The organism is Paenibacillus sp. JT31N17, from assembly GCF_056269255.1.
On record NZ_JBWDNP010000007.1, the window covers coordinates 142,748 to 168,945 of the forward strand.

Annotated in this window: 23 protein-coding genes; 3 read left to right on the forward strand and 20 right to left on the reverse strand. The window is 49.8% G+C overall.

The window, feature by feature from the left end; translation table 11 throughout:
• Positions 1-2: 2 nt before the first annotated feature.
• Genes AC0YOB_RS22285 through AC0YOB_RS22295 form a run of 3 tightly spaced genes read right to left on the reverse strand, consistent with a single transcriptional unit; the run spans position 3 to position 2,658 of the window.
• The gene (locus AC0YOB_RS22285) at positions 3-1,049 is read right to left on the reverse strand and encodes an NAD-dependent epimerase (RefSeq protein WP_475794627.1); all 1,047 of its coding nucleotides are present in this window, start codon (positions 1,047-1,049) and stop codon (positions 3-5) included.
• Between the two features lie 27 nt (positions 1,050-1,076).
• A complete protein-coding gene (locus AC0YOB_RS22290; protein WP_475794628.1) occupies positions 1,077-2,369 on the reverse strand; it encodes an oligosaccharide flippase family protein in 1,293 nt (430 codons plus the stop codon).
• Positions 2,362-2,658, reverse strand: coding sequence for a serine O-acetyltransferase (locus AC0YOB_RS22295; protein ID WP_475794629.1), 297 nt, complete (start codon positions 2,656-2,658; stop codon positions 2,362-2,364). Before AC0YOB_RS22295 ends, AC0YOB_RS22290 begins: the two co-directional genes overlap by 8 nt.
• Before the next feature lie 42 nt (positions 2,659-2,700).
• Between AC0YOB_RS22295 and AC0YOB_RS22300 the strand changes: the two genes are divergently transcribed.
• Positions 2,701-2,856 carry a hypothetical protein gene (locus tag AC0YOB_RS22300; protein ID WP_475794630.1) on the forward strand — a complete coding sequence of 52 codons (156 nt, stop codon included), beginning with the start codon at positions 2,701-2,703 and terminating at the stop codon, positions 2,854-2,856.
• Between the two features lie 89 nt (positions 2,857-2,945).
• Here the strand turns inward: AC0YOB_RS22300 and AC0YOB_RS22305 are convergent, their stop codons facing one another.
• The 11 genes from AC0YOB_RS22305 to AC0YOB_RS22355 all read right to left on the reverse strand — a co-directional run bounded on the left by AC0YOB_RS22305 (position 2,946) and on the right by AC0YOB_RS22355 (position 13,795).
• A complete protein-coding gene (locus tag AC0YOB_RS22305; RefSeq protein ID WP_475794631.1) occupies positions 2,946-4,220 on the reverse strand; it encodes a UDP-N-acetylglucosamine 1-carboxyvinyltransferase in 1,275 nt (424 codons plus the stop codon).
• 95 nt (positions 4,221-4,315) lie between these two features.
• Entirely contained in the window at positions 4,316-5,551 is a 1,236-nt protein-coding gene (locus AC0YOB_RS22310) for a glycosyltransferase family 4 protein (protein ID WP_475794632.1), read from the reverse strand.
• On the reverse strand, positions 5,548-6,108 hold the full coding sequence (locus AC0YOB_RS22315) for a putative colanic acid biosynthesis acetyltransferase (protein WP_210038258.1): 561 nt from the start codon (positions 6,106-6,108) through the stop codon (positions 5,548-5,550). The genes AC0YOB_RS22310 and AC0YOB_RS22315 overlap by 4 nt, the downstream gene beginning before the upstream one ends.
• Before the next feature lie 4 nt (positions 6,109-6,112).
• Positions 6,113-7,177 (reverse strand): glycosyltransferase family 4 protein, encoded by a 1,065-nt coding sequence (locus tag AC0YOB_RS22320; RefSeq protein ID WP_475794633.1) that lies wholly within the window; start codon positions 7,175-7,177, stop codon positions 6,113-6,115.
• 56 nt (positions 7,178-7,233) lie between these two features.
• Positions 7,234-8,559 carry a hypothetical protein gene (locus tag AC0YOB_RS22325; RefSeq protein ID WP_475794634.1) on the reverse strand — a complete coding sequence of 442 codons (1,326 nt, stop codon included), beginning with the start codon at positions 8,557-8,559 and terminating at the stop codon, positions 7,234-7,236.
• Entirely contained in the window at positions 8,550-9,542 is a 993-nt protein-coding gene (gmd, locus tag AC0YOB_RS22330) for a GDP-mannose 4,6-dehydratase (RefSeq protein ID WP_475794635.1), read from the reverse strand. The genes AC0YOB_RS22325 and gmd overlap by 10 nt, the downstream gene beginning before the upstream one ends.
• A gap of 24 nt (positions 9,543-9,566) precedes the next feature.
• Positions 9,567-10,505, reverse strand: coding sequence for a GDP-L-fucose synthase family protein (locus AC0YOB_RS22335; protein ID WP_475794636.1), 939 nt, complete (start codon positions 10,503-10,505; stop codon positions 9,567-9,569).
• A gap of 37 nt (positions 10,506-10,542) precedes the next feature.
• Positions 10,543-11,241: a sugar transferase gene (locus AC0YOB_RS22340; protein WP_475789507.1), complete on the reverse strand. Its 699-nt coding sequence runs from the start codon at positions 11,239-11,241 to the stop codon at positions 10,543-10,545.
• Positions 11,242-11,252: 11 nt separating this feature from the next.
• Positions 11,253-12,149, reverse strand: a complete 897-nt coding sequence (gene galU, locus AC0YOB_RS22345) for a UTP--glucose-1-phosphate uridylyltransferase GalU (RefSeq protein ID WP_475794637.1) — start codon at positions 12,147-12,149, stop codon at positions 11,253-11,255.
• Positions 12,150-12,390: 241 nt separating this feature from the next.
• Positions 12,391-13,080 carry a CpsD/CapB family tyrosine-protein kinase gene (locus AC0YOB_RS22350; RefSeq protein WP_475794638.1) on the reverse strand — a complete coding sequence of 230 codons (690 nt, stop codon included), beginning with the start codon at positions 13,078-13,080 and terminating at the stop codon, positions 12,391-12,393.
• The gene (locus AC0YOB_RS22355) at positions 13,061-13,795 is read right to left on the reverse strand and encodes a YveK family protein (protein WP_475794639.1); all 735 of its coding nucleotides are present in this window, start codon (positions 13,793-13,795) and stop codon (positions 13,061-13,063) included. Before AC0YOB_RS22355 ends, AC0YOB_RS22350 begins: the two co-directional genes overlap by 20 nt.
• A gap of 297 nt (positions 13,796-14,092) precedes the next feature.
• On the opposite strand from AC0YOB_RS22355, the gene AC0YOB_RS22360 reads away from it, so the two are divergent.
• Positions 14,093-14,461: a helix-turn-helix domain-containing protein gene (locus AC0YOB_RS22360; RefSeq protein ID WP_210038249.1), complete on the forward strand. Its 369-nt coding sequence runs from the start codon at positions 14,093-14,095 to the stop codon at positions 14,459-14,461.
• Between the two features lie 172 nt (positions 14,462-14,633).
• On the opposite strand, the gene AC0YOB_RS22365 is transcribed toward AC0YOB_RS22360, so the two are convergent.
• The 4 genes from AC0YOB_RS22365 to gltB all read right to left on the reverse strand — a co-directional run bounded on the left by AC0YOB_RS22365 (position 14,634) and on the right by gltB (position 21,461).
• Positions 14,634-14,774 (reverse strand): hypothetical protein, encoded by a 141-nt coding sequence (locus tag AC0YOB_RS22365; RefSeq protein ID WP_475794640.1) that lies wholly within the window; start codon positions 14,772-14,774, stop codon positions 14,634-14,636.
• A 198-nt stretch (positions 14,775-14,972) separates the two neighbouring features.
• On the reverse strand, positions 14,973-15,119 hold the full coding sequence (locus AC0YOB_RS22370) for a hypothetical protein (RefSeq protein ID WP_475789504.1): 147 nt from the start codon (positions 15,117-15,119) through the stop codon (positions 14,973-14,975).
• Positions 15,120-15,625: 506 nt separating this feature from the next.
• Positions 15,626-16,663, reverse strand: coding sequence for a right-handed parallel beta-helix repeat-containing protein (locus AC0YOB_RS22375; RefSeq protein ID WP_475794761.1), 1,038 nt, complete (start codon positions 16,661-16,663; stop codon positions 15,626-15,628).
• Positions 16,664-16,856: 193 nt separating this feature from the next.
• Positions 16,857-21,461, reverse strand: a complete 4,605-nt coding sequence (gene gltB, locus AC0YOB_RS22380; RefSeq protein ID WP_475794641.1) for a glutamate synthase large subunit — start codon at positions 21,459-21,461, stop codon at positions 16,857-16,859.
• A 422-nt stretch (positions 21,462-21,883) separates the two neighbouring features.
• Here gltB and AC0YOB_RS22385 point away from each other — a divergent pair, with 422 nt between their 5' ends.
• Entirely contained in the window at positions 21,884-23,266 is a 1,383-nt protein-coding gene (locus AC0YOB_RS22385) for a stalk domain-containing protein (RefSeq protein ID WP_475794642.1), read from the forward strand.
• Positions 23,267-23,388: 122 nt separating this feature from the next.
• On the opposite strand, the gene AC0YOB_RS22390 is transcribed toward AC0YOB_RS22385, so the two are convergent.
• Positions 23,389-25,413, reverse strand: coding sequence for a YhgE/Pip family protein (locus tag AC0YOB_RS22390; protein ID WP_475794643.1), 2,025 nt, complete (start codon positions 25,411-25,413; stop codon positions 23,389-23,391).
• A gap of 127 nt (positions 25,414-25,540) precedes the next feature.
• Positions 25,541-26,128 carry a TetR/AcrR family transcriptional regulator gene (locus AC0YOB_RS22395; protein ID WP_475794644.1) on the reverse strand — a complete coding sequence of 196 codons (588 nt, stop codon included), beginning with the start codon at positions 26,126-26,128 and terminating at the stop codon, positions 25,541-25,543.
• Positions 26,129-26,198: the final 70 nt, after the last annotated feature.

The window sequence follows — 26,198 nt, forward strand, 5'->3', positions numbered from 1 at the left end:
GTTCACCTCATAATTCCGGACTGGATACCATCCTGGCTTACCGATTCATAATAGCGCAGGTACCACTCCACAAACTTCTCCAATCCTTCTTCAATCGTAGTAGAAGGTTTGAAATCGATGTCCCGGATCAAATCATCCACATTGGCATAGGTAGCATGAACATCTCCCGGCTGCATCGGAAGGTATTCTTTGATCGCCGTTTTGTTCAGCTTTTTCTCGAGAACCGATATGAAATGACCCAGCTCTACCGGATTGTTGTTCCCGATATTGTAGATCCGATAAGGGGCTGTACTTGTGCTTGGATCAGGCTGATCGCTGTTCCAGTTTGGATTCGGCTCTGCCTTCTTGCCGATGAGCTTCACAATCCCGTCTACGATATCGTCGATATAGGTAAAATCACGTTTCATATTGCCGTGGTTGAACACTTTGATCGGCTCATTGTTTAATATCGCTTTGGTAAAGGAGAAATACGCCATGTCCGGTCTGCCCCATGGTCCGTATACCGTAAAGAAACGAAGGCCTGTCGTCGGCAGCTTATAGAGATGGCTGTAAGTATGGGCCATCAGCTCATTCGCTTTCTTAGTCGCCGCGTATAAGCTTACCGGGTGGTCGACATTATGGGTTACCGAGAACGGCATTTGTGTATTCGCACCGTACACGGAGCTTGAGGAGGCATAGATCAGATGCTCTGCCTTATGATGCCTGCATGCTTCCAGAATGTTCATAAAGCCTGTCAGATTGGAATCGACATACGCTCTGGGATTCGTGATGCTGTAGCGCACCCCTGCTTGTGCGGCCAAATGGACCACAACGGAAATGTCATGCTCCTTGAAAATTTCTTCAACCTGTTCATAGCTTTCCAGATGGCATAAATGGAATTGAAAATGTTGATGTTCCTTCAGGAGCTCCAGACGGGCTTGCTTCAGAGCAGGATCATAATAATCATTGATACTATCCAATCCCACCACTTCACAGCCCTCGCCGAGCAGTTTGCTTGCCAGATGAAATCCGATAAAACCGGCTGCTCCGGTCACCAATATTTTAGCCATACATTCCACCCGCTTTCCTCGTTAAAATTACCTTTTCAGATCACTGCGCTTGATAATGAGCAAATCCTTCATTTTGACGCCCGTATTGCGGGAATAAATGATGAGAAATAACAGGCCTCCGATCACATAGCTGATGGAGGAAGCAATAGCTGTGCCATTAATATTATAAAGCGGAATGAATATCAAGTTCAAAACAATATTCAGCACCAGCGGCAGAATATAAGCGGCAAGAGCAAAAAGCGGCTTACCCCGGCCCGCTAGATCAGCATTCAATACTTTGAAGAAAAACATAATAAAGATGCCCGGCAGCAGCAGTCGGATCACCCCGGACGCTTCGGCGAATTCTTTCCCATAAAGGATATTCACAATTACCGAAGCAAATAATGCGACAAAGATACATACCGCCAGAGCCACGGGCAGCAGCATGCGAAGCAGCTTGGCAGCCCTGTTGATCGCCTCCTGCTCGGTTTTGCTGTTCGCGCTCTTGGCGAAAAGCACCATTCCTACGGCGGCAGGAAGCTGCCAGATCAATTCAGCCAATACCGTCCCCACGGAGAAGATACCGATGGAACTAACATCCGTATACTGTTCCAGCATCAGAATGTTAATCCGGTAATTAAGCTGCAGAACGAACAAGGCCAGCGCATAAGCGATCCCTTTTTTCAGAAACTGATACGGAAGGCCCTTCACATACCCGATACGAAAGGGAGCAAGCCTTCTGACCATCAGATACGATTGAACGGCAACCATAAGGGCCAACACCAGGTTTACCAGAGTGGCGCCCAGGACATCCATGCGCAACAATCCCACCAAGACCACAACCAGAACGACATTCAGACCTATATTCCAAAGCTCCAGATTATTGATGTTGCCGATTCTTTCCTTGCCCTGCAGGATCCCGTTCGTGTATCTGGTAAACAGAGTGAACGGGACACTGAGCAAAGCAATCAGCAGCAGCGTCCCACTGTACTTCCCGTAATAGAAGAAACCGTAATAACCAGACACAATTAACATGGAAATGACTGAAGTAGCGGTCCAGATCAAGTAAGTGGTCTTTATAATATCGTTGAAGTCATGAACCTTCTGTCCGACAAAATAAGCTGTTGCCTGCCGGACGCCAAGATCGGCGATCGTGAACATCAGCGTCGGTACCAGAAAAATGACAGTTACGATGCCTCTGCCCTCGGCGCCAAGAAATCTGGCAAGCAAAACGGAAATCAGAAATCCGCCGAACAGCGTAACTCCCCTGGTCAAAACAGTCGTGATAATATCTTTTACCATCTTTGACGGTATGCGGCGCGCAGTTGCTACTTCAACCAATTTTATCAACTCTTTTTTCAATAATTTTAGCCGGTACGCCCACCGCTACCGCATTCGGGGGAACATCCTTGGTGACGACGGCATTAGCGCCGATTACAGCATTTCTCCCTATCGTTACATTGCCGATAATTTTTGCACCGGCATAGATCGTCACATGATCCTCGACGATCGGGTAGCTCCTGCTCAGCCCCGGCTTGCCGTGACTTCCCAGCGTGACCTGTTGAAAGATCGTAACATTGTCGCCGATCATCACATCTTCCCCGATCACAACGCCAGTAGGATGCGGCATCTTGAGATTCCTGCCGATCGTCGAGCGCTCGGAGATATGACAGTGGAACACGACTTTGCAAAAATAAGAAAAGATCAGCATCAACAGCTTATGAAGCTTCGATTGATGCTGAAAGTAAGTGATATGTCTGTAAAGGAACAGCACTTGAAAATTTATAGAAAAGAAGAAAGTGATCAGCTTTGCCTTCCTGGATCCTGAATTCGCACAATCCTGCAAATCCTGCCTGACCCGGCTTCGGAGATCACGAAATGTATGTTTTCCGTTCACATGGATTCCTCGGTTCCGTATTAGGACTGTTGGCTCTCAATGTTCGCGCCCAGCTGCTGCAGCTTGCTCACAATGTTCTCATAGCCGCGCTCAATCTGGCTGACATTGCTGATCACCGTCGTGCCTTCGGACACCAGAGCCGTGAGGATGCAGGATGCGCCTCCCCGGAGATCAGTCGCCTTCACTTCCGCACCCTTGAGCGGACGGCCGCCTTCAACGATTGCCGTATTTCCGAAGGAGTGTACGCTTCCTCCGAACTTCTTCAGCTCGTCGATATATTTGAAGCGCTCCGTGAATCGCAGATCGGTGATGGTGCTTTTCCCGTCTACCACGAATGCGAGGGCCGCGAAGATCGGCTGCATATCGGAATTGATTCCCGGATAAGGGGCCGTGAACAAATCGAACGAGCGCTTCGCTTTCTTGCCGGAAGCATATACCGAGCCGCCCCACTCGAATACGTCAATGCCGATTTCCTTCAGGAGCCTGGCGTCTTCTTTGATGAAATCCAGCGAGAAGTCGGGAATGCAGATTTCGCCTCCCGTCATCGTCGAAGCGATGATGTAGGTGACCGCCTCATCCCAGCCGGGCATGACCGAATAGCGGATACCGCCTTTGATGGATTTGGCGCCTTTGATCTGAACGACCCGGTTAGAGCATTCCACATCCGCCCCCATCAGGTTGAGCAGCTTGGCAAGCTCCATAATTTCTGGCCGCGTGTTGGCATTGAGAATGGTTGTTTCGCCATCTGCGATAGCAGCAGCGATCATGATGTTCTCCGTGCCCGAAGTCGTAGGCAGGTAGAATTCAATTTCAGCCCCGATATTCCCTGTTGAGGCGATATGGATTCCCTCATCCGTTTCCTCCACGGCGGAACCAAGCTTGCTGAGCCCCAGAAGATGCAGATCATATTTGCGGTCACCGATTTTGCAGCCGCCCGGCATCGGCAGCAGCAGTTCGGACTTCAGCGCCGATGCCAGCCCGAGAAGCAGCAGCGAGTAACGGATCTCGCTTGCAATGGGGTTAATGCTGCCGCTTGGAAAGGCGCCTCTCGCACATGATACCGTTGTGCCGTCGACTTGAATCTCCGCCCCGGCTTCATTGAGAACCTGAATCAAAATCTTTACGTCCCGCAGCTCTACCGGTACGTTGTCCAGTATGGTAGGCTCTTCGCCCAGGCAAGCCGCTGCGATCATCGGAAGCGCCGCATTCTTGGCACCCGACAGCTTTACCGTTCCCGACAGCACATTCCCTCCTGTCACTGCAAAGGTTTTGGTTTGAGTCATTGTCGTTATCATGTCTGAACACTCCCTATCCAAGGTTTTTTATATATAGGCAAACCATTAAAACACGACTTTTACATGTTCAATAACGGACTTCTTGTCAGCCGCTATTACATCGACAGAAGCAGCTTCCTGTATTTCTCCAACGACAGATCCCTTCGCAAATGCTGCTCCAGATAAGCTCTGCCGCGTGCGCCGGTCGCTTCCAGCTCGCGCCGGTCGAGATGATACAGGACATTCAGCTGCCTGATCGTCTCCTCGTAGTCCTGCGGCTCGGCCACTACGCCGCAGCCGCTTTTCTCAATCAGCCGGTGAGCCTCGCTGCCGCTCTCCAGAACGCCCAGCACAGATTTCCCGGCAGCCATGACGCCATAGATTTTACTTGGAACGGATACGCCTTTTATTCCCTTTTGATTCACGACCATATGAACGTCAGCTGCATTAAGCGAATATTTCAGATTTTCTATCGGCTGATAGGGAAGAAAATAAACCTGCTCCAGGCTGTTCTCCTGCACGAACTGCTGCATCTGCTTCTTGACTGCCCCTTCACCGATAAAGACAAAAACAAGATCCTTCTTGTCCTTGAACTCCTTGGTGATCTTGATCACATTCTCCAGATCGTAATAGAGGCCCAAATTTCCCGAATACATCACAATAAACTTATCCTGCCAGCCGTTCTCCGCAATAAACTCGGCGACCTTGGGATGTTTCTTGGACAGCGGGATAATTTCCTGTTCGTTCGTCCAGTTGTTGATCACTGTATTCTCTGTGACCTTCTGGTCGGCGAAACGCCTCATCAGCGTCTCCTGCATATCCTGGCCTACAGTAATGATGTGATCCGCATATTTGCAATTCAGCGTATCCATCCACCTTGCCGCCTTGAACAGCTGCTTGCTCTTGGAGAACCCTACTGCCTCAGCCTGTTCAGGATTGAAATCCTGAATGTTATAAATATGCTTCGCTCTTTTGAAAAATTTTCCGAGCGATCCAATCAATCCGCCCAGTATCGGCGGCTGGGAGATGGTATAAATAAAATCAAGATTCTTCTGGCGCATAACCAGAATATTGGCATAAAAAAAGTAGGTTGTAATAAAGCGCAGCCTACTTAACTTGTTTTGTTTATCAACCTTGGGGAGCTTGATCCGAATGATGCTGATATTCTCCAGCTTGTCATAGGTGATCCGCTTGCTTTCCTCATTCTTCTCCCCCGCATACCCGGGCTGCGCGGCAATAACGGTTATGTTGAAGTCATGCTGGATGTGCAGGCATAATTCCGTCAGCAGTTGACCGGTTGAAGCGTAATCCGGATAGAAATAATTAATGACAAACACAATATTACGCTTCATGCCATAACCTCTTTCATTATTCGTTCTTTCAAGTATTTCGCTGGGTACCCGACATGGATCTCGCCTGCCGGTATATCCTTCATCACCGTGCTCCGCGCTCCCGCCACACCGAGCTCATAGACCGTTACGCCGGGGCAAACGAACACATCGCTCGCAATCCATGCTCCATCCTTGATCACAATGGGCTTCACGATCAATCCGAAAGCAGGATCATTAAGCTTATGGCTCCCGGTGCACAAGTACGAATGCTGCGAGATCACGCAGTTGCTGCCGACGATGATCTCATCAAGACTGTAGAACTCGACATCATCGCCGATCCAGGAATGATCGCCAATGCTCACTTTCCAGGGATAGGTGAATTTGGCCGTCGGCCTGACTCTTACGTCGACACCAATCTTCGCTCCGAACAAACGCAAGAGGCGGTTTCTGAACCCGTACATATTGTGCAGCGAGAATCTGAACACCGTGCCCTGCACGAACCACCATAGAAGCACAACAACGCCGCTGCGTCCCCGTGAATACCACGATTGATCATATTTTGACAAGTCCACATTCATCGGTTCAGACCTCATCCATTATGACTTCCAGCCGGTTGATATAATCAATTTCCTTGAAGTTCTTCAGCGTCTTGCTTCTGTTCTCGCGGGCAAAAGCAGTAAGCTGGCTCCGGTCCGCAAGCAGGCCGGTTATGGCGGAAGCAAGCGCGTCGGGATTTTGCGGTTGTACCAGAAAACCATTATGGGAAGTTACGATATCAGGAATGCCTGCATGCTTGGTCGAAATAATGGTCAGTCCGTTTCCCATCGCCTCGATAATGGAAATCGGCTGCCCCTCGTTCGGGTAATAAGTAGGTAGTGCAAACACGTCACATCGAGCGAGCAGTTCTTTCTTGCTTTCCCCTGCCACGATTCCGTAATATCGAACCGAATTTTCTAATTGATGGTGTTTTACAAAATCAAAGAATTCCTTCTCATCCTGTGCGTTATAAAATTTTCCGGCAAAATGAAAATGGACCGGATTGTCCTTGAGCTGCCTGGCTGCAAGCAGCAAATCGAAATATCCCTTGCTCTTGATAAAATTGCTCAAATAAAGGACGTCCAGCTGCTCTTTTCCTGCTGACAGCTGATTCAGCTTAGCTTCAAACTCCGTCTCGCTCAGCAAAACGTCATCCTCAATGCAATTCTCGCAAACCCTGATCTGCTCCGGACTAAGCAGCCCTGCGAACAAATCCCGGAGACCGTCGCTCAGAACGATCATAATATCGATTCGCGACAGCAGTTTCCGGTTCATCATTCTCTGAACGGGATTGAACTGCTTGTACAGCTCCTTGTAGTAGCCGCCGTGGTAATGGATAACCACTCTTTTCTTCTTGCGCAGCAGCCGCCATAATATGAACATATCACGAAGATTGCCCATCTTCGTTTGGGAGATGGTGAAATAATAAATATCAACATCGATGCTCTCCACCTTGTTGATATGCGCTGCGATTTTTTTATTATCCTTGATATCAACATACGAGAGATCATACTTCTCATTGAACAGCTTGGAATTAATAATGGTTTGCAGCGCCTTGGACAACCCATGCACCGGCGGTGGAAGCTGGCCAACCAAACAAATTCTCTTCATCGTTTCTCACCTTACATCATCGTATTAATTAAGGGCTTGTATGGGGATACAAACCCTTAATGATTCGCACGGCTGGCTAATTTAGGAGGCAATTCGCGAACACTCTTGCTGCTTCTCCCCAGAATCGTTTCCAGCTGATTAAAACAAAAGAAAATGACGACCCCATAGGAGGTAAGCTTGAACAGCGTAATCGGATCATAAGCAAACCACCTGGGAATGGTGGAGAGAACCATTACGAAATAAAACAACAGATATTGATTTTTTGCTTTATACAATTTATTGAACACATAGGCCAGAAAGATAGCGATCAGAATGATCCCGGCATACGACAGCCACACATAAAAATATGTGCTGATTAAACCTCCGCCGCCAGACGGGGCATATCCCCGAATAAATGATGACAAATTGGCTTCTACCGTCGCGAACTTGGAAGGTAAAAATATGCGCTCAATAAAGCCGATAAGAGAACGGATTCGAACACCCGCATCTATTACATGTTCGTTCATCAAACCAATATAGACCGCGGAGTTGTAGAATACATCTCCTTGATTGCTCTGCAGGAACCTTGATCCATCCTGCCCTACTTTGAACAAGGAAACCGTTCCCGAGTCCATTCTTATATCCGCGAATAGGGTCATGGCTAAATATCCGATTATCGACCCAAAGAAAAACAACAGATTATTTATTTTCTTGTGGTCGACATACAAAACAAATAACAGGATAATCATTTGAAGGGACTCAATTCGTCCCTCCGCAACCGTATTTTTGATGATGAACAGGATGGAAAGCACAATCACCAGCAGGTTCCTGGACTTCATCCTGCCGGAGAACAAATAGGCCAATGCAGCGAAGATAAGAAAATACTCATTAATTGCAAGGCCTTCTGTCAACTGAAACCCTTGCCCTTCTGACAGGTGATGTCCGGTTTGACCGATAACGAGAATGATAGACATCGCCGCTACCCCAAGAGCATACACAATGGCATTGTCTTTACTCGGAAGCCGGTTAATAAAGACTTCCTTGTTTTTGTTGATATCCTTTTTCAGGAACAAGTATAAAATAAGCAGAAACAAGACATGCAGGAACATGACAAATTGAAATACGTCTTCCTTCTGAAAGCGTGAATAGTAAGTGATATTAATGCCGAATGAAAAATAAGGCAGCAGATTCAACGTATAGGTGAGAATAAACAAAAACATAATTTGCAGAATTTTGCTGTTTCTCACCCGGTAAATTAAAGCTATATTTACGAGAATTCCGTAATAAAGAAAGATTTCCGCCGATTTAAAGTAATACCAGGCGCTTAAGCAGATGACGCCTATCCCGAATATGAAATATTTCGTGATGAAGTCCTTGCTTATTGCTTGGGCCTTTAGATCCATTGAAGTGCTTTCCCTTGGCTTTGTATGGCTTCCATTCGCTTCAGGTCCGATTCAACCATCATCTTCACCAGTTCCTCAAAGCTTACTTTCAATTCCCAGCCCAGCTCTTCCTTGGCTTTGGTGCAATCGCCAAGCAGCAGATCCACTTCGGCCGGACGCATAAACTGCTCATCCATGACCACATAATCTCTCCAATTAAGACCGACGGAAGAGAAAGCAATCTCAACGAATTCCTGCACTGTATGGGTTTCTCCAGTTGAGATTACATAGTCATCCGGGGTGTCCTGCTGCAGCATCAGCCACATCGCGGCGACATAGTCGCCAGCGAAGCCCCAATCCCGCTGTGCGTCCAGATTTCCCAGCCTCAGCTCGTTGGCAAGACCAAGCTTGATTCTGGCCACGCCGTCAGTTACCTTTCTCGTCACAAATTCCAGCCCTCGTCTGGGCGACTCATGATTGAACAAAATGCCGGAGCAAGCGAACATATTATAGCTTTCCCGGTAGTTCACCGTAATCCAGTGGCCGTATAATTTTGCTACGCCGTAAGGGCTGCGCGGATAGAAAGGCGTGCTTTCCTTCTGCGGAGTCTCAACCACCTTGCCGAACATCTCACTGCTGGAAGCCTGATAGAATTTGGCCATCGGCTTCATAATACGAACCGCTTCAAGCATATTCGTGACTGCAATAGCCGTCATCTGGCCCGTTGCGATAGGCTGCGGCCAAGAGGCTGCCACGAAGGATTGTGCGGCAAGATTATAGACCTCATCCGGATCCGAGACCCTGACCGCTTCAATAAGCGAAGCCAGATCGTTCAAATCTCCCGAAACCCAGTTGATTTGATCCTTGATATGGATAACATTCTCATAGTTAGGCGTGCTTGTGCGTCTGCGCATGCCGTATACCTGATAGCCTTTTGATAGTAACAATTCAGCCAAATAGGAACCATCCTGACCGGTTACGCCGGTGATCAATGCTCTTTTCATAATATTCCTCCATTTAATCGGATTTTAAGCCTGGATGAGAGTGTCCTGATTAAAGGCGCTGTACACCGAACGAAGTCCTTCATCAAGCGGAATTCTCGCTTTCCAGCCCAATGAGTTAATCTTGGTGACATCAACCAGCTTGCGCGGCGTACCATCTGGAATCGAAGCATTGAAGGAAATATCACCCTCATAGCCGACAATGGATTTGATCAGACCGGCCAATTCTTTAATCTCGATATCTTCTCCGACGCCAATATTGATGATTTCATTGTCCTCATAGTGCTTCATCAGGAAAAGACATGCTTCAGCGAGATCGTCCGAATGCAGAAACTCGCGTTTGGGAGTACCGGTACCCCACACCTCTACAGCCGGTGCGCCGCTTTGCTTGGCTTCATGAAATTTCCGGATTAATGCCGGAAGCACGTGAGAGGATTTCAAATCGAAATTATCATTGGGCCCGTACATATTCGTAGGCATCGCCGATATGAATCTTGTGCCGTATTGACGGTTGTATGACTTGCACATATTGATGCCGGCAATTTTGGCGATGGCGTATGGCTCGTTGGTAGGCTCGAGTTCACCTGTGAGCAAATACTCTTCCTTGAGGGGTTGAGGCGCAAATTTTGGATAGATACAGGTTGAACCGAGGAATAACAGCTTCTTCACATTGTACTGATAAGCGGCATCGATAACGTTGGTTTGAATCAACAGATTATCGCGGATAAAGTCCGCCGGATAATCATTATTCGCCGCTATGCCGCCGACCTTTGCCGCCGCGAGAAACACGTAATCGATTTGCTCTTCCGCGAAAAACCGGAGCACAGCTTCGCGCTCCCTCAAATCCAGTTCCTTGCTTGTGCGGCAAACAAGATTCGTATACCCCTCTGCCTCCAATTTTCGGAGAATGGCGGATCCAACCAGGCCTTTATGTCCGGCAATATATATTTTTGCGTTTAAATCCATGCTTCTCACCTCACTCTTTGGCTTATCTCTATATGTTCTAGAAAGCGTCTTTGGAACCAAGCAGCACTTTGACGGTTTTCAAAATAATCTTGATATCAAACAGGATGCTTCTTTGCTTAATATAAAGAAGGTCGAGCTGAACCATTTCATGAAAGCTGAGGTCGTTGCGGCCGCCGACCTGCCATAAGCCCGTGCAGCCCGGTATGACTCTCAGGCGCAATTTGTCATAATTCGTATATTCCGCGACTTCCCTTGGGAGCGCAGGCCTGGGACCAACCAGCGACATGTCGCCGCGGATAACGTTCCACAGCTGCGGCAGCTCGTCGATGCTGGTTTTACGGATAAATTTGCCGATTCTTGTAATCCGCGGATCATCCTTCATCTTGAACATCGCACCGCTGATTTCGTTCTGCTCGAGAAGATTCGTCAGCAGCTCCTCGGCATTGGAGACCATGGAACGGAACTTGAACATCTTGAAGGTCTTCTCATGCTTGCCTACTCTCACTTGTTGAAAGAAGACAGATCCCTTGGGATCCTCAAGCTTGATCATGATGGCGACTACAATAAATGCCGGACTGATTACGACCAGACCGATGAAAGCAAGGATGATATCCATTGCACGCTTCATCATCAAATAAGAACGTTTATTACTCTTCCGCTCCAGGCCATAGCTGCCATAGATGGAGCCGCTCTCCAGCGCAACCTCGGCTTCTTTATTTTGTGATGTAGGAGCCAATTGAAATCACCTCATCTTGAAATAATCTTATTTTTGGAATGTTCGCGCTCAAGAATGCCTTCCAGGGCCTCCAGCAGAGGTATTCTCAACTCATCTTTGCGAAGCGCAAAATCCAAGGTTGTCGTAATGAATCCCAGCTTCTCTCCCACATCATAACGGGTGCCTTCAAAATCATAGGCGAATACGCCCTGCACCTCATTCAACCGCTGAATCGCATCGGTCAATTGAATCTCTCCGCCTGCCCCCTTTTCCTGCTTCTCCAGGAAGTAGAAGATTTCCGGCGTCAGTACATAACGTCCCATAATCGCCAGATTGGATGGAGCGCTCCCCAGCTTCGGTTTCTCCACAAAACGGTTGACCATGTGCAGCTTGCCGTTGGAATCCACCGGATCGACAATGCCATAACGCTCTGTCTGCTCGTAAGAGACGGCTTGGACACCGATTACGGAACGGTTCGTTTTCTCATATTGATGAATCAGCTGCTTGGTGCAGGGTTCTTCCGAAACGACAATATCATCGCCCAGCAGAACAGCAAATGGTTCATCGCCGATAAAATTGCGCGCACACCAGACAGCATGACCGAGCCCTTTCGGTTCCTTCTGGCGTATGTAATGTATATCAACATTGGAGGATTTCTGAACCTCCTCCAGGATGCTCAATTTTCCTTTTTCCATCAAGCTTTGCTCCAGCTCCAGGGCGATGTCAAAATGATCTTCAATCGCACGCTTGCCGCGGCCGGTAACAATAATAATATCCTCAATACCAGAAGCGATGGCTTCCTCAACAATATACTGGATGGTTGGCTTGTCGACGATGGGCAGCATTTCCTTGGGCATCGCTTTGGTGGCCGGGAGGAATCTTGTCCCCATGCCTGCGGCTGGAATAATAGCTTTTCTCACTTTTTTCATTCAACTTCACCCTATCCTGTTATATTTTTTTATATGTTAAGTCTAGGTTGCTAAAAATGCGAGCTATCGATTTTATCTACAGAAAAATCGATAGCTCGAATTTTTAGAAAAACGGGCATCAAACCCGACCTCTCATCACACCCTTGACAATGATGTCTAAGGTTTCATAACCCACAGCGTGACCGAGTGCCTACAGTGATAAAGGTGCAGTAGACATTACCTATACACGCGCCATATTTAGTTACTCAGCAGTACCATAGACATTTTTGAAGCTCGATTTGACGTCTTTGCGGTTCAGGTTATTCAGAACAGCGCCGATAATCCGCGCATTGACATGCTCCAGGCTGGCTTTGGCCTTTTTGACCATTTCCTTCTCCGCCTTGCCCGCAGCCACAACCATAATAACCCCGTCGCAAAGCGAGCTGACGATCAGACTGTCGGTTACGGCAAGAACGGGAGGCGTATCGATCAGCACGATGTCAAAATGCTCCTTGAGATCCTTAATCAACGTGTTCATACGATGGTTGCCCAGCATCTCGGAAGGATTGGGGGGAATAGGTCCCGAGACAATTAAAGACAGATTATCAACACCTGTCGTTTTAAGAGCCTCCTGCCACTTGATCTGGTCTGTCAGTATGTTAGTCAAACCGTTTCGATTATTTTGGGAAAGAACATTATGCAGAGATGGCTTTCGAAGATCAGCGTCCAGCAGCAGAACCTTCTTGCCCTCCTGGGCATAAGCTACAGCCAGATTGCTGATGGTAGTTGTTTTCCCTTCATCTACTTGAGCGGAAGCAACCATTAGAACTTTCATGGGCGTATCAAGGAAAGAAAACTGGATATTTGTACGCAACTTGCGGTAAGCTTCTGAAATAGGCGACTTGGGATTCAATAATGTGATCAGATTACTCTCATTGGTTGATTGAGGCATAAGCACCTTCACCTACTTTCTTCTTTTTAGAAAGCGATGCTTTGCGCGGGCTGAGATCCTCTTTCGTTATATTCATAACAAGGGCCAGTGTCGGAAGACCAAGCTCACTTTCCAATTCATATTCATTCTTGAAGGTGTTGTCGAGATAATCGAGCAGGAAAACTATACCAAGGCCGATCACTAATGAAAGGATGATAGCCACCAGGAAATTCATCATCGGACTCGTATTAAATGGAACCGGGGAGCCGACCTCGCTCGCCTCGCTGAGTATCGTTACGTTGTCAATGTTCATAATAGTGGGGATTTGCTCCTTGAACACAAGCGATATCGCATTCACGCTCTTGGCCGCACTCTCGTAGGAGACATCGCTGTAAACCAGATTCATGATTTGCGAGTTGTTCGCAGAAGCCACCGAAATCTTGCCCGGGCTCACTCTAAGCTCTGGAAATTGCTGATGCACTTTATTAATGATTGCCGGAGATTTAATAATTTCCTTGTATGAATTTATCAACATAATGCCTGTCTGTATGTTGCTCACATTGATGGAGTCTGCAATCTGGGAGGACTGATTGACAATTAGCTTGGCGTTGGCCTGATACATTGGTGTTGTTAAGTAGAAGCTTTTAATGCCTGCAAGAATACATCCGATCGCAACAACGATAATGACCAACCAAATCTTTTTGATTACAATTTTAAAATATTGTTTAAGTTCCACCTTTGTTCCTCCCGTGAGAATGAGGTTTCAGCCCTCATTTAATAAAACAAGTTCGATTATTCAGCAATAAATGTAAAAAACTGTTTATCCAGTACGAATTAAAAAATGATTTGTGGTAATACTGAATAACAGGTATGATACGTAATGTATCATTTTCAATGTTTACTTTACGATACGGATTGTAGCATGTCAAGGATTTTTTCATAGTTCTTTCAAGCTTGCTACGTTTTGTTTCATATCATGCATTTGTAAGCGTTTCGTATTAATATGTTGGTATGGCTGGTTAGGAGGAGTATTATGAACATAGGAATTCGTATTGCTAAATTGAGGGAAGATAGGGGGTGGACTCAGGAACATACCGCTGCTTCACTGGGAATTTCGCGAGCGGCATTATCTCATTACGAGAAGAACCGCAGGGAACCAGATACCGAAACACTTTCCAAATTCGCCGACTTGTTTCATGTTTCTGTAGACTTCCTCGTAGGAAGAACAAATTCTCCTCATGTTACACTCGACGATCCGATACGCCAGTTTGTCGATCAATTAGAATTGGCGGACGAACAATTGCTGCAAAATTTCGCCTTGACCATAGATGGCCGCAAGTTAACTGTTGAAGAAGCGCGGCGGTTCATTGCTTTTGTACGCGCAGAGAGAATGATGAATTAAATGAGCATCACTTTTCAAAAAAAAAACCACAGTTGGCCAGCTAAGCCAACTATGGTTTTTTTGTCCTTATAGAAATTATGACGTTTCACTCCTCTAAATGTCTATAAGGTTAGAAGGAAGAAGCCAATCTTGCCGCCAGATACCCGCAAATACCGTCTCTTCTTGCTTATCCTCATTTTTTCCCTTCCACGGAAGCGTTGATTTGAGACCAGCTGTTAGAAGTAAGGCCGAGCTGTTCCATAATTGCTCTCACATCGAGTTCTACCTGCTTGCCTGCCGCGCGATCGGTCTTTTTGTCCTGGTTTGAATTCATTCCAAATCAACACCTCAGCTCTTTGTGTTTTCACGAACCATACAAATGCGCTCTTGTTAATTGGTTATTATTCAAATCGATTTCAAACTGACATCTCAATTAAAAAATCTTCGCATATAAGAATTCGTTTTCTTACATACAAAGATTATAATGATCTATGATGGTTGTCAGAAACCTGTTTTCAAGAAGAACTGCCGATCAGCTTAACCGTTTCTTGGCGCTGCTTCGATACTCATCCTCCCATTCCTTGGATATGCCCATTTGCTCCATAATCATTCGAATATCAATGGTTTCCTTTTGCTTAAGCTTCATATCGTGCAGTTGTCTTTCATTCGTATGAATCATTGCAACAAATCACTCCTTAGACCTATTAAATCGACCGGCTACTGAAAGACTGTAATCATTGTAACCGCTTTGATTTGTTTAAGTTGTCGTTTGTTGGAAGTCAAAACCGTACTATCTTCCTGTTATTTTGTCGAATTCGCAATCATATTGGGAGTTACTATTCATTTTTCATAGCTTATTACCGATATAGCCGATAATGGATCTACTCTGATCTCTTGACAGCTCACTATGGGATCGTACTGTCTTCAGCTCCAGCTCTGCGCAATCCATTTCAATAACGGATTACAAGAAGCATCATACCATGTATATTCCCGTATGTAAGCCTCCTTAGGTACCAAAATGCCTCATTTCGCGATTAAGTTTCTCTCAGATATTCTAATGTTTTTCTCATACAATCACCTCGTTGCAGCAAAAAACGGTCTTACAGGATTGTGAAAGCTTGCATAAAGCAATTTCACAGCAGCCCATAAAACCGCACCATCCCAAAATGATAATTACCCCGACTTTTAGGAAATGAAACGATTATTAATAATTTTAATTTGATTGAGAGACAGATTGTTATTGATCCGTACGCCGCCAATCATGATCAGCATGTTTTTATTGATGATATTCTCCGAAATCACATGCCCGATTCCAACCTTTACAAGAATACCGGCACTGGGACTTAGCCTGCGCGGACTTGTGACATCATTTTTTGAAATAGTAATATTGTTGCTTGTGGCTTGAAGATTGTTGCCGTCATCCCCTGGTCGAATCGCAATATTAAATTGATTATTCGTGCACTGATTCTCAAGAAGGATACAGGAATCCGACCCATTTTTAACATCAATTCCATAATAAAAGCCGGTCACCGTATTGTTTTTGATTATGCTGTTTTTCTCTTTTTCAAGGGTGATTCCCTGCTGATTCAAATTTCCGTCGCGATCCTCGGTCACCGTGCAGTTCGATACCGTGTTATATTGGCCGCCCCCAAAAAGCGAAAGATGTCCGTCGCGGGAATTTCGGATTTGACAGGAGTCAATCAGGCAGCGCTCAGAATTGAAGTTAATAATGCCGGAACCATTATTATATTCGCTTGTGATCCGGGAGATCGAGCAGTCCTCAGAATTATATACATTAATACCTTGGGAGTAATTCCTTATGGTCATCCCTTCAACCGAACAGGAGCGGCAATCCTGAAGCAGGAGACCCACCCTCGAGGTGAGAATGCCGTCCGAAGGTAGTTGATCCCCTCTAAGACTTCCGCCCTGGAAATGGACATTCGAAGCCTTATAAACCCAGAATACTCCGTAACTGCCAGCAGTCTTGGTCTCAAAAATGGCATCGTTCATTATAATGGTTATCGGCTTTACGATTTTCAATGCTGCATAACTGGTTCCATAGCCAGTTGATATTTTATGAAGCGGGTTTTTGCTTACCTTGTAATTACCCGCGGGTACAAACAGAGTTCCGCCTTCCGGGACAGAATTAATGGCGGTTTGAATAGCCAGAGTATCATCATGAATACCGTCACCTACAGCATTAAAATCTGTTATCACATTCATACTCACCTTAATTCCTCCTCCTATTCAACCTGATAATCTATTCTATTATTGAAGCCTCCGATTGTTTCTGGTTGCATGCCCCCTATGCCGATAAGTGGATGCAGGGCCTTCCTCTTGAATCTTTCACATTCCATAAGTACAAAAAAAAGAAAGACTGCCGAGGTTACCCGGCAGTCTTTCCTATTCCATCTGTTTAGTTACCGCCAATGCGGGCCAGCTCTTTCATATTGGCTTCAAAAGCTGCCAAGAGAGCAGCCTCGCCGGCTAAGCCGGTTTGCTCCATCTTCTCGATTTGCTCCAGCATCCGTTTGTAATCCTTCGGAATGATCTTCACAAACCTCGTTATCGACGCATCCCAATCCTTCAGCACCCGTTCGCCGATTGCACTGCCCGTATAAGTCACGTGGCGCGCAATCATATCACGAAGCTCCGTAACTTCTCTGGCATCTTCCACGCGCTCCAGAAGCACCATTTCAATGTTGCAATGCTTGTAGAAGTCACCGGTCTCATCCAGCACGTAGGCGACGCCCCCCGACATCCCTGCGGCAAAATTACGGCCTGTGTTCCCCAGAATTACAACACGGCCACCTGTCATATACTCACAGCCGTGATCGCCTACGCCTTCGACAACGACCTTGGCGCCCGAGTTCCGTACGGCAAAACGCTCACCGGCAATTCCGCTGATATAAGCTTCACCGTTCGTAGCGCCATAGAGCGCGGTGTTGCCGATGATGACATTCTCCTCGGCCTTAAACGTCGCCTGAGGCGAAGGAGCGATGATGATTTTGCCGCCGGATAGCCCTTTTCCGACGTAGTCGTTGGAGTCGCCTTCCAGAGAAAGTGTAATCCCCTTCGGTACGAAAGCGCCAAAGCTTTGTCCTGCAGAGCCGATAAAGTGATACGAAATAGTATCCTCCGGCAAACCCTTTGCTCCATAACGTCGGGTTACCTCGCTGCCCAATATCGTACCGACAACACGGTTGATGTTGCGTATCGGCAGGGTAGCGCTGACTTTCTCGCCGCTCTCAAGCGCACGCTCCGCGATCGGAAGCAGCTTCTGCATATCAAGCGACTCGTCAAGCTTGTGATCCTGCTCCTGAATGCAGTAGCGCACAGCGCCTTCAGGCAGCTCAGGCTGATGCAGCAAGCGCGTCAGATCGATTCCTTTGAGCTTGTAATGTTCGATCAATGTCTTCGTCTCCAGACGGTCGACACGTCCAACCATATCCTGCACCGTGCGGAATCCAAGCTCAGCCATGATTTCCCGAAGCTCCTGTGCAACGAACAGCATATAGTTGGCTACGTGGCTCGGATCGCCCATGAATTTCTTGCGCAGCTCAGGGTTTTGCGTTGCCACTCCCACCGGACAGGTATCCAGCTGGCAGACACGCATCATAATGCAGCCCAGTACGACCAGCGGAGCCGTGGAGAAACCGAACTCCTCAGCGCCCAATAATGCAGCGATGGCAAGGTCGCGCCCGTTCATGATTTTGCCATCGGTTTCGACGACGACGCGATCACGAAGATTGTTCAGCATCAGCGTCTGGTGCGTTTCCGCCAAACCAAGCTCCCAAGGCATTCCGGCATGACGGATGGAAGCCAGAGGCGATGCTCCTGTTCCTCCATCATAGCCGCTGACCAGAATAACATCGGCACGGCCCTTGGCCACCCCTGCGGCAATCGTCCCGACGCCTACCTCGGATACCAGCTTCACGTTGATGCGCGCCCGCGGATTGGCATTCTTCAGATCATGAATCAACTCCGCCAAATCCTCGATGGAATAAATATCATGATGCGGCGGCGGAGAAATCAGACCCACACCCGGCGTCGATCCGCGCACTTCAGCAACCCACGGATAAACTTTGCGGCCAGGCAGCTGCCCGCCTTCACCAGGCTTGGCGCCCTGTGCCATCTTGATCTGGATCTCATCCGCATTGACGAGGTAATCGCTGGTAACGCCGAAGCGGCCGGAGGCCACCTGCTTAATGGCACTTCGTCTGGAGTCCCCATTGGCATCCGGGATAAACCGGGCCGGATCCTCGCCGCCTTCGCCCGTATTGGATTTGCCGCCAATGCGGTTCATCGCAATTGCAAGCGATTCATGGGCTTCCTTACTGATGGAGCCGTAGGACATTGCCCCGGTTTTGAACCGTTTGACGATGGACTCCACAGACTCAACCTCATCCAGAGGAATCGGCTCGGAATTATGCTTGAAATCAAGCAGCGAACGAAGGGTCAGATGCTTCTTGTCCTCGCCCTGCACAAGCGCCGAAAATTTCTTGTACAGCTTGTAATCGTTCGAGCGCGATGCCATCTGCAGCGTGTGGATCGTTTGGGGACTGAAGAGATGGTCCTCGCCATCCTTGCGCCATTGATATTCGCCGCCGGAATCCAGCTCCTTCTCGCCGCCTTCCTGCTCGGTAAACGCGCGGTTATGATGCTTCAGATTCTCGTCGGCAATTACATCAAGGCCAATACCGCCGATGCGGGACTGCGTCCAGGTGAAATATTCGTCCACCAGCTCTTCTTTCAAGCCAACAGCTTCGAAAATTTGCGAGCCGCGGTAGGATTGAATGGTGGAAATCCCCATTTTGGAGAGCACTTTTACAACGCCCTTGGTCGCTGCCTTGATGAAATTCTTCACAGCTTTATCATGCGTAACGCCGCGCAGCATGCCTTGGCGGATCATATCGTCAAGCGTCTCGAAAGCCAGATACGGATTAACCGCACTGACGCCGTAGCCGAGCAGCAGGGCAAAATGATGCACCTCGCGCGGTTCGCCGGATTCAAGCAGGATGCAGACCTTGGTCCGCGATCCTTCGCGGATCAGATGATGATGCAGCGCCGATACCGCAAGCAGAGCCGGAATCGCCGCATTCTCGCGGTCTACGCCGCGGTCGGACAAGATCAGGATATTGTGCCCTTTGCTGATTACGCGGTCTGCCGCTTCGCACATTTGGGTCAAAGCGCTGCGCAGACCCTCTTCGCCCTTAGCCGCCTGGTACAGAATAGGCAGTGTAATCGACTTGAATCCGGGGCGGCGCACATGGCGCAGCTTGGCAAACTCTTCGTTGGACAGAACAGGCGAAGCCAGTCTGATATGACGGCAGCTTTCTGGTTCCGGGTGGAGCAGGTTGCGCTCGGGTCCGAGAGTCGTTCCAGTCGCTGTAATAATCTCCTCACGAATGGCATCAATCGGCGGATTCGTGACTTGAGCGAACAACTGCTTGAAATAATTGTAAAGACGCTGCGGACGCTCCGACAGCACAGCCAGAGGAGCATCGTAGCCCATGGATGCAATCGGTTCCACGCCGCTGCCAGCCATCGGCTCCAGCACTTTGCGCAAATCTTCGAATGTGTAGCCAAAAGCCTGCTGGCGCTGCTGCACGGTTGCATGATCCGGCTCAGGCAGCTCCGGCGCATCGGGCAGATCATCCAGACCGACGAGATGCTCGTCGAGCCATTCGCGGTAAGGATGCTCCTTCACGATTTGCGCTTTGACTTCTTCATCGGTAATGATGCGGCCTTCCTTGGTGTCCACCAGCAGCATCCGTCCCGGGCGAAGACGATCCTTGTACAAAATATTGTCCGGCTCAACCGGTACGGTACCCGCCTCCGAACCCAGAATGATAACGTCATCCTTCGTCACGTAGTAACGCGCAGGACGAAGCCCATTGCGGTCGAGCAGAGCGACAATCTGGGTACCGTCTGTGAACCCCATTGCCGCAGGCCCGTCCCATGGTTCCATAAGCGTGCTGTGATATTCGTAGAATGCCTTCTTGTCGTCATCCATGCCCTCATGGTTCGACCACGGCTCGGGAACCATCATCATTGCGACATGGGGAAGAGACCGGCCGGACAGATACATAAATTCCAGCGTGTTATCGAACATCGCGGTATCGGAACCGTCCGGATCGATAACCGGCTTGATTTTATCCATATCGGAACCGAACAGCTCGGTTTCGAACAGGGTCTGGCGCGCATGCATCCAGTTGACATTGCCGCGCAGCGTATTGATCTCGCCGTTATGAATCATATAACGGTAAGGATGCGCCCGCTCCCAGCTCGGGAACGTGTTCGTGGAGAAACGGGAGTGTACCAGCGCGATTGCCGTTTCCACCGCTTCATCGTTCAATTCCAGATAGAACGAACGAACCTGCTCGGTTGTAAGCATTCCTTTATAAACGATTTTCTTGCTCGACATGCTCGGGATATAGTACGTGTCCGCCCCTTCGGCACCGGAGTAGCGGATAGCATGCTCTGAACGCTTGCGGATGACATAGATTTTGCGTTCAAAGGCAAGCTCATCCTGGATATCGGCGCTGCGGCCGATAAACACCTGGCGGACAAACGGCTTTACGCTCTTGGCGGATTCGCCAAGCTTCCCATCGTTCGTCGGAACCGTGCGCCAGCCGATCAGCGTCTGGCCTTCCTCCCGAATAATGGATTCAAGCTCGCGCTCGTGCGTGCTGCGCAGCGCTTCATCCTGCGACAAGAACAGCATGCCTACCGCATACTCTCCGTTTGCCGGCAGCTCAATGCCTTGCCCTTTCAATTCCCGAGCGAAAAAAGCATGCGGAATCTGCAGCATGATGCCCGCTCCGTCTCCCGTGTTGGGCTCGCTCCCTTGGCCGCCGCGGTGTTCCATATTCTCAAGCACCGTCAGCGCTTGCTGAATAATGGTATGTGATTTTTTCCCTTTGATGTTAGCCACAAAGCCCATACCGCAAGCGTCTTTCTCTAATTGCGGATCGTACAGGCCTTGCTTCGGCGGCAACCCATAACGATTCTCTTTCATGTCGTGCAACCTCTCTATGAGAAAATTTGTGGATAAACGGTGGTTACAAAAGATCCGTCTTCATTTTCGCCCTGCTTTGGTTTAGAATGAAGGAATGCGTAAGCATACAGCATACCAAACCAGCGAAAAATGAACAAGTTAAAAGACGCTGTTGTACGCTCGCAAGCAAGCTGTAATCATCAGCATCTTCCGATAAATCTGCGTCAAAACGTTATTATTTTATTTTAACATCACCCCATAATGATATCAATTTAATATTTTTTATGGTTCTGATAAGAGATCTTTTACGGTGCGCAGGTTTTAACAGTCAAGAAGAAACAGCTCCACCCTCCTTTGGCGGCTCACAACAAGTTTCTTCATCTTAGAAATACAAGCAATTCGAACCGAATACTTTTACATTTTATCAAAAGGACGTGGAGAGATTGAATAGCAACTTCAGGAAAATGAATGTCGCCGCCTACATACTCGCAGCCTCGCTGCTGGCAGGACCTGCCGCCTATGCGGCGGAAACATCATCGCTTATGCCGGCTGCAGGCACTTCTTCAATCGGAACGACCGGCTACCAGGGAATGCAGCCGAACGCCGCCGCCCTGCAGCAGACTTATGCGGCGCTGGCCGCAGCCGCGGAAACAAACGCTCCGCTGCGCATTGCGGCTGTGGGCGACTCCCTCACGGCCGGCTATGAGAATGGAATGACAGAAAGCACCGTTCCGTATGGCTATGCAGACCGCGTTTATGAGCAGGCTCTGTATCACGGAGCGGCGGAGCTCCAGAACTTCGGCGTGCTCGGCCTGAAATCCGACGGGCTCCGCCAATGGCTGGAGGCCGCGCAGAACGGAACAAGCGTGACCGCTGACGGCATTCAGCCCGGCCTTTCAAAGTATCGTCTCGCGCCTGAGACCATTGCCAAGTCTGCTGAGCTTCGCACGGTTCTGGAGCAAGCCAATCTGATCATCATGACGATTGGCGGCAATGACTTCCTGCCCTTATTCGATGAAATGAAGCGGCATGTGATGAGTCCAAGCGATATCCAGACCTGGATCGACACGATGCTGGCAAGCTATCAGACTTCCCTCGAAGCGTCCCTAACCGCTACGCTCGCCATCAATCCCAAGGCTGAAATTGTATTTGCCGACCAGTATCTTCCCGTGCCCAAGCCCTCCCCAATCAACAAGGCGGTAACCGAGGAGCAGTATGCCGTCCTGCAGGGCGCCGTGAAGCAGCTGCGCGAGCTTGACGAATCCGTAGCGTCACGTTTCCTCGAACAGGGCTATCGGGTGAAAACCGTGGACGTATCCGAGCCGTTCATAGGCAAAGAGCTGGCCTATACCAGTATTCTTCAAGGAGACATCCATCCCAAGCAGGCCGGTTACGAGCAAATGGCCATGGCGTTCGCCAAAGGCATCTGGGGCGAATACCGCAAGCCCGCTCCGCTTCCGGCGGGGGTGCCGCTGGATATCGTCATCAATGGCAGCGTGCTAGGCGGCAAAAACAAACCGATTCTCAAAAACGACACGACCTTCCTTCCGATGCGCGACATCGCGGATGCCTTAAAAGCTCAGCTGACGTGGGACGGCAAAACCAAGACAGCCACAATCAGCGCAAACAATAAGGTCGTCTCCTTCACGATTGGAGCCAAGACGATGAACGTCGACGGAACGACGGTTCCCTTGGAGACGCCGGCTTATCTGCAGCAGACAAACGGAGGTTCATTCACCTACCTGCCGCTGGCGGCTCTTTCCAGAGGACTCGGCTACCAGGTCGTTTACCGCAAGTCCCTTCAAACCGCATTCATTAATTCTTAAGCCTCTTGATTCTTCTCCTGAAAGGTAATAAGCCGTATTCCCCACACTTTAATGAGGGAATACGGCTTTATTTTTGGCTGCACACCGGATAACTGCCATACCGTTATTAGGTAACAGCCGGCTTATACACTCAGCATCCTGCTTTCCGGCACATCCGCTCTGCGGCGGTTTTTGCGGAAAAGAAACAGGAAGAAAGCCAATGTCAGTCCCGCGAAGACAATACCGAACAAGGCGATATGGAGGGATTGGTTCCCTGTTTGGTCAAGCGATTCTCCCGTAATAATGGACCTGAAGGCCGAGATCGAATACGTCATCGGCAGCCAGTCGCCGATGCTCCTCAGCCAGGCCGGAACCAGCTCGCGCGGATAGGTGCCGGCACTGCCGGTCAGCTGCAGGATAAGCAGAATGACCGCGGCGAATCGTCCGGGCTGATCCATCGTCGTAACGAGGAACTGGATAATCATCATAAAGGTAATGCTTGTCAGCACCGAGAGGCCGACGAAGGGCCACAGATGATTCACATGCACGCCGATCCCGTAGACAAGGATGGCATCGGCAATGAGTGCCTGAATCATGCCGACGCTCAGGAACAAGAGCGCCTTGCTGGCGAACCAGCTCCAGCCGGAGCGGGGAAGCTCGCCGGTCTCCCGCATCGGCATCACCATCGATGACAGCAATGCTCCTACAAACAGGCCAAGCGAAAGGAAATAGGGCGTAAAGCCCGTGCCGTAGTTCGGCACCTCGCTGAGCTTGCGCTCCTCGACATGGACCGGCTTCGCGAACATGTCATACAGGGCGTCGGTTCCCTGGACGCCGCTTGTTTGGGCTGCGGCTGCGCCGAGCTTGCCGGCCAGCTCCGCCGAGCCTCCGGCGAGCCGCTGCGCGCCGCTGGCAAGCGCGGCGGAGCCGCTCTGAAGCTTGCCGGTGCCAGCGGCAAGCTCGGCCGCTCCACGGCCTGCTGCGGCTGCGCCGTCCGCGACCTGCGCGGCGCCGCCGGCCGTTTCACTGGCGCCCGCGGCCAGCCGGGCGCCGCTCTTCTTCGCGTCTGCGAGCTTCGCGTGCAGCGCGTCCATGCCCTGCAGCAGGGCGCTTTGCCCCTGCTGCATCTGCGCCGCCCCGGCAGCCAGCTTCGCGCTGCTGCCGGCAAGCCCGTCCGCGCCCGCCGCCAGCTTGCGGGCGGCGGCGAGCAGCTCCTGCAGCGCGGGGTCCTGCGCTGCATCGCCTCTGGCGGCGGCGTAAGCTTCAAGCGCCGCCGACAGCTTCGCCGAGCTGTCCGCAAGCTGCCCGCTGCCCGTCTTCGCCGTCACAAGCCCGCCTGCCAGCTGCCTGCCCGCCTGCAGGGCATCTCCAGCACCGCCGCTGAGCTGTCGGGCGGCAGCCTCAAGCTTGCCGAGCCCGTCTGACAAGGCCGCCGCGCCGGAGCTCAGGGCAGCCGTGCCTTCCGCTACGCTGCCCGCTCCCTTGCCAAGCTTATCGGCGCCGCTTTTCAGTTCCAGCGTTCCGCTGGCCAGCTTGCCCGCGTTCTCGAGCAGCAGCGAAGCGCCGTTCGCCGCGTCCGCAGCCCCGTCCCTCAGCTTGGCGGCTCCCGCGCTGGCCTCCGTAATGCCGTCGGCAGCATCGCCGATTTGATGGAATACCGCTTGGGCATAGGCTTTGGTAACCTCCTGCGACAGCTCCGCCTGCAGCTGATCCATCGCCGTATGACCGATTTTTGCAGCCAGATAATTATCGCTGTCATTGGAGATATATTTCAGCGAAGCGGGCTGCGGATTCTCGTCCAGCAGCGTGGTTGCCTGCTCGGAGAAGCCCGGCGGAATTTCAATGGCGTAGTAATAATCCCCGGCCTCAATGCCCTTCTCCGCAGCTGCCCGATCGACAAAGGCCCAGCGGAATTGCTTGTTTTCCTTCAGGCTTGCGACCAGATCCGAGCCTACCGTCAGCGTTTCACCTTCAAATGAGGCTCCCTGGTCCTCATTAACGACAGCAACCGGCAGCTCGCCAAGCTTCCCGTAAGGATCCCAGAAGGCGCCGACAAGCATGCCGCTGTACATAATCGGAATGAACAGAACCCCGATGATCGGGATCAACAGCTTGGGACTGCGGACAATACGTGCAAGCTCTCTGCCAAACAAGGTAAAACCCATCATAACCGCCTCCGAATGAATAGTGAACATATGACCAGTTTGGTTATTCGGTCATTTTAATTCAAAAAAATAAGCAGCGTGTGCCGCTTCTCAAACCGTCAATAACAGCTTCGTTATACGGGTACAACCTTCAAGCCCCCACTCCGCTTTTGAGCAGGGAAGCAAAATACCCGGCGATTTCCTCGCGCGCAAGGGGTTCATGCTCTTTGCTCCAGTCCACGGCAAGCGAAATGTACAGTCTGAGCATGATGAAAGCCGTCAGCTCCGGATCGACGCTGCGCACCTCGCCTTTCTCGACTGCCAGTGCAACTTCATTTTGTATACATGAGACGATAGCCCGCTCCAGCTTGGCAATCCCCTCCTTGGCCATGGGAGTGCCCAAATCGCGGACCTCCTGGGACAGCTTGACGATCAGCTCATGCTTCTCGCGAAAGCGGAGCAGTTCATACAACACAATCGTCAAATTATCGAAGAAGGGCGTTTCGCGATTAATCGTGCGATCGGCAAGCGAGCGCAGCTCGCCGGTCAGCTGTCCGATTATTTCATCGAACAATTCCTCCTTGGTGGCGAAGAAGGTGTAGATGGTGCCCTTGCCGACTGCTGCGATTTTGGCCACAAGCTCCATTGTCGTTGCTTTATAGCCGAACATGGCGAACGATTGGGCAGCCGCTTCGACAACCTGCAGCCGGCGGTCAACCGGAAGCTTTCTGGTATCCATTTGCCGAAGCCTCCTTCTCGCGGATTTACCACTCAAAATCTGTTATTGACCAAAATCCCAAATCGGTCAT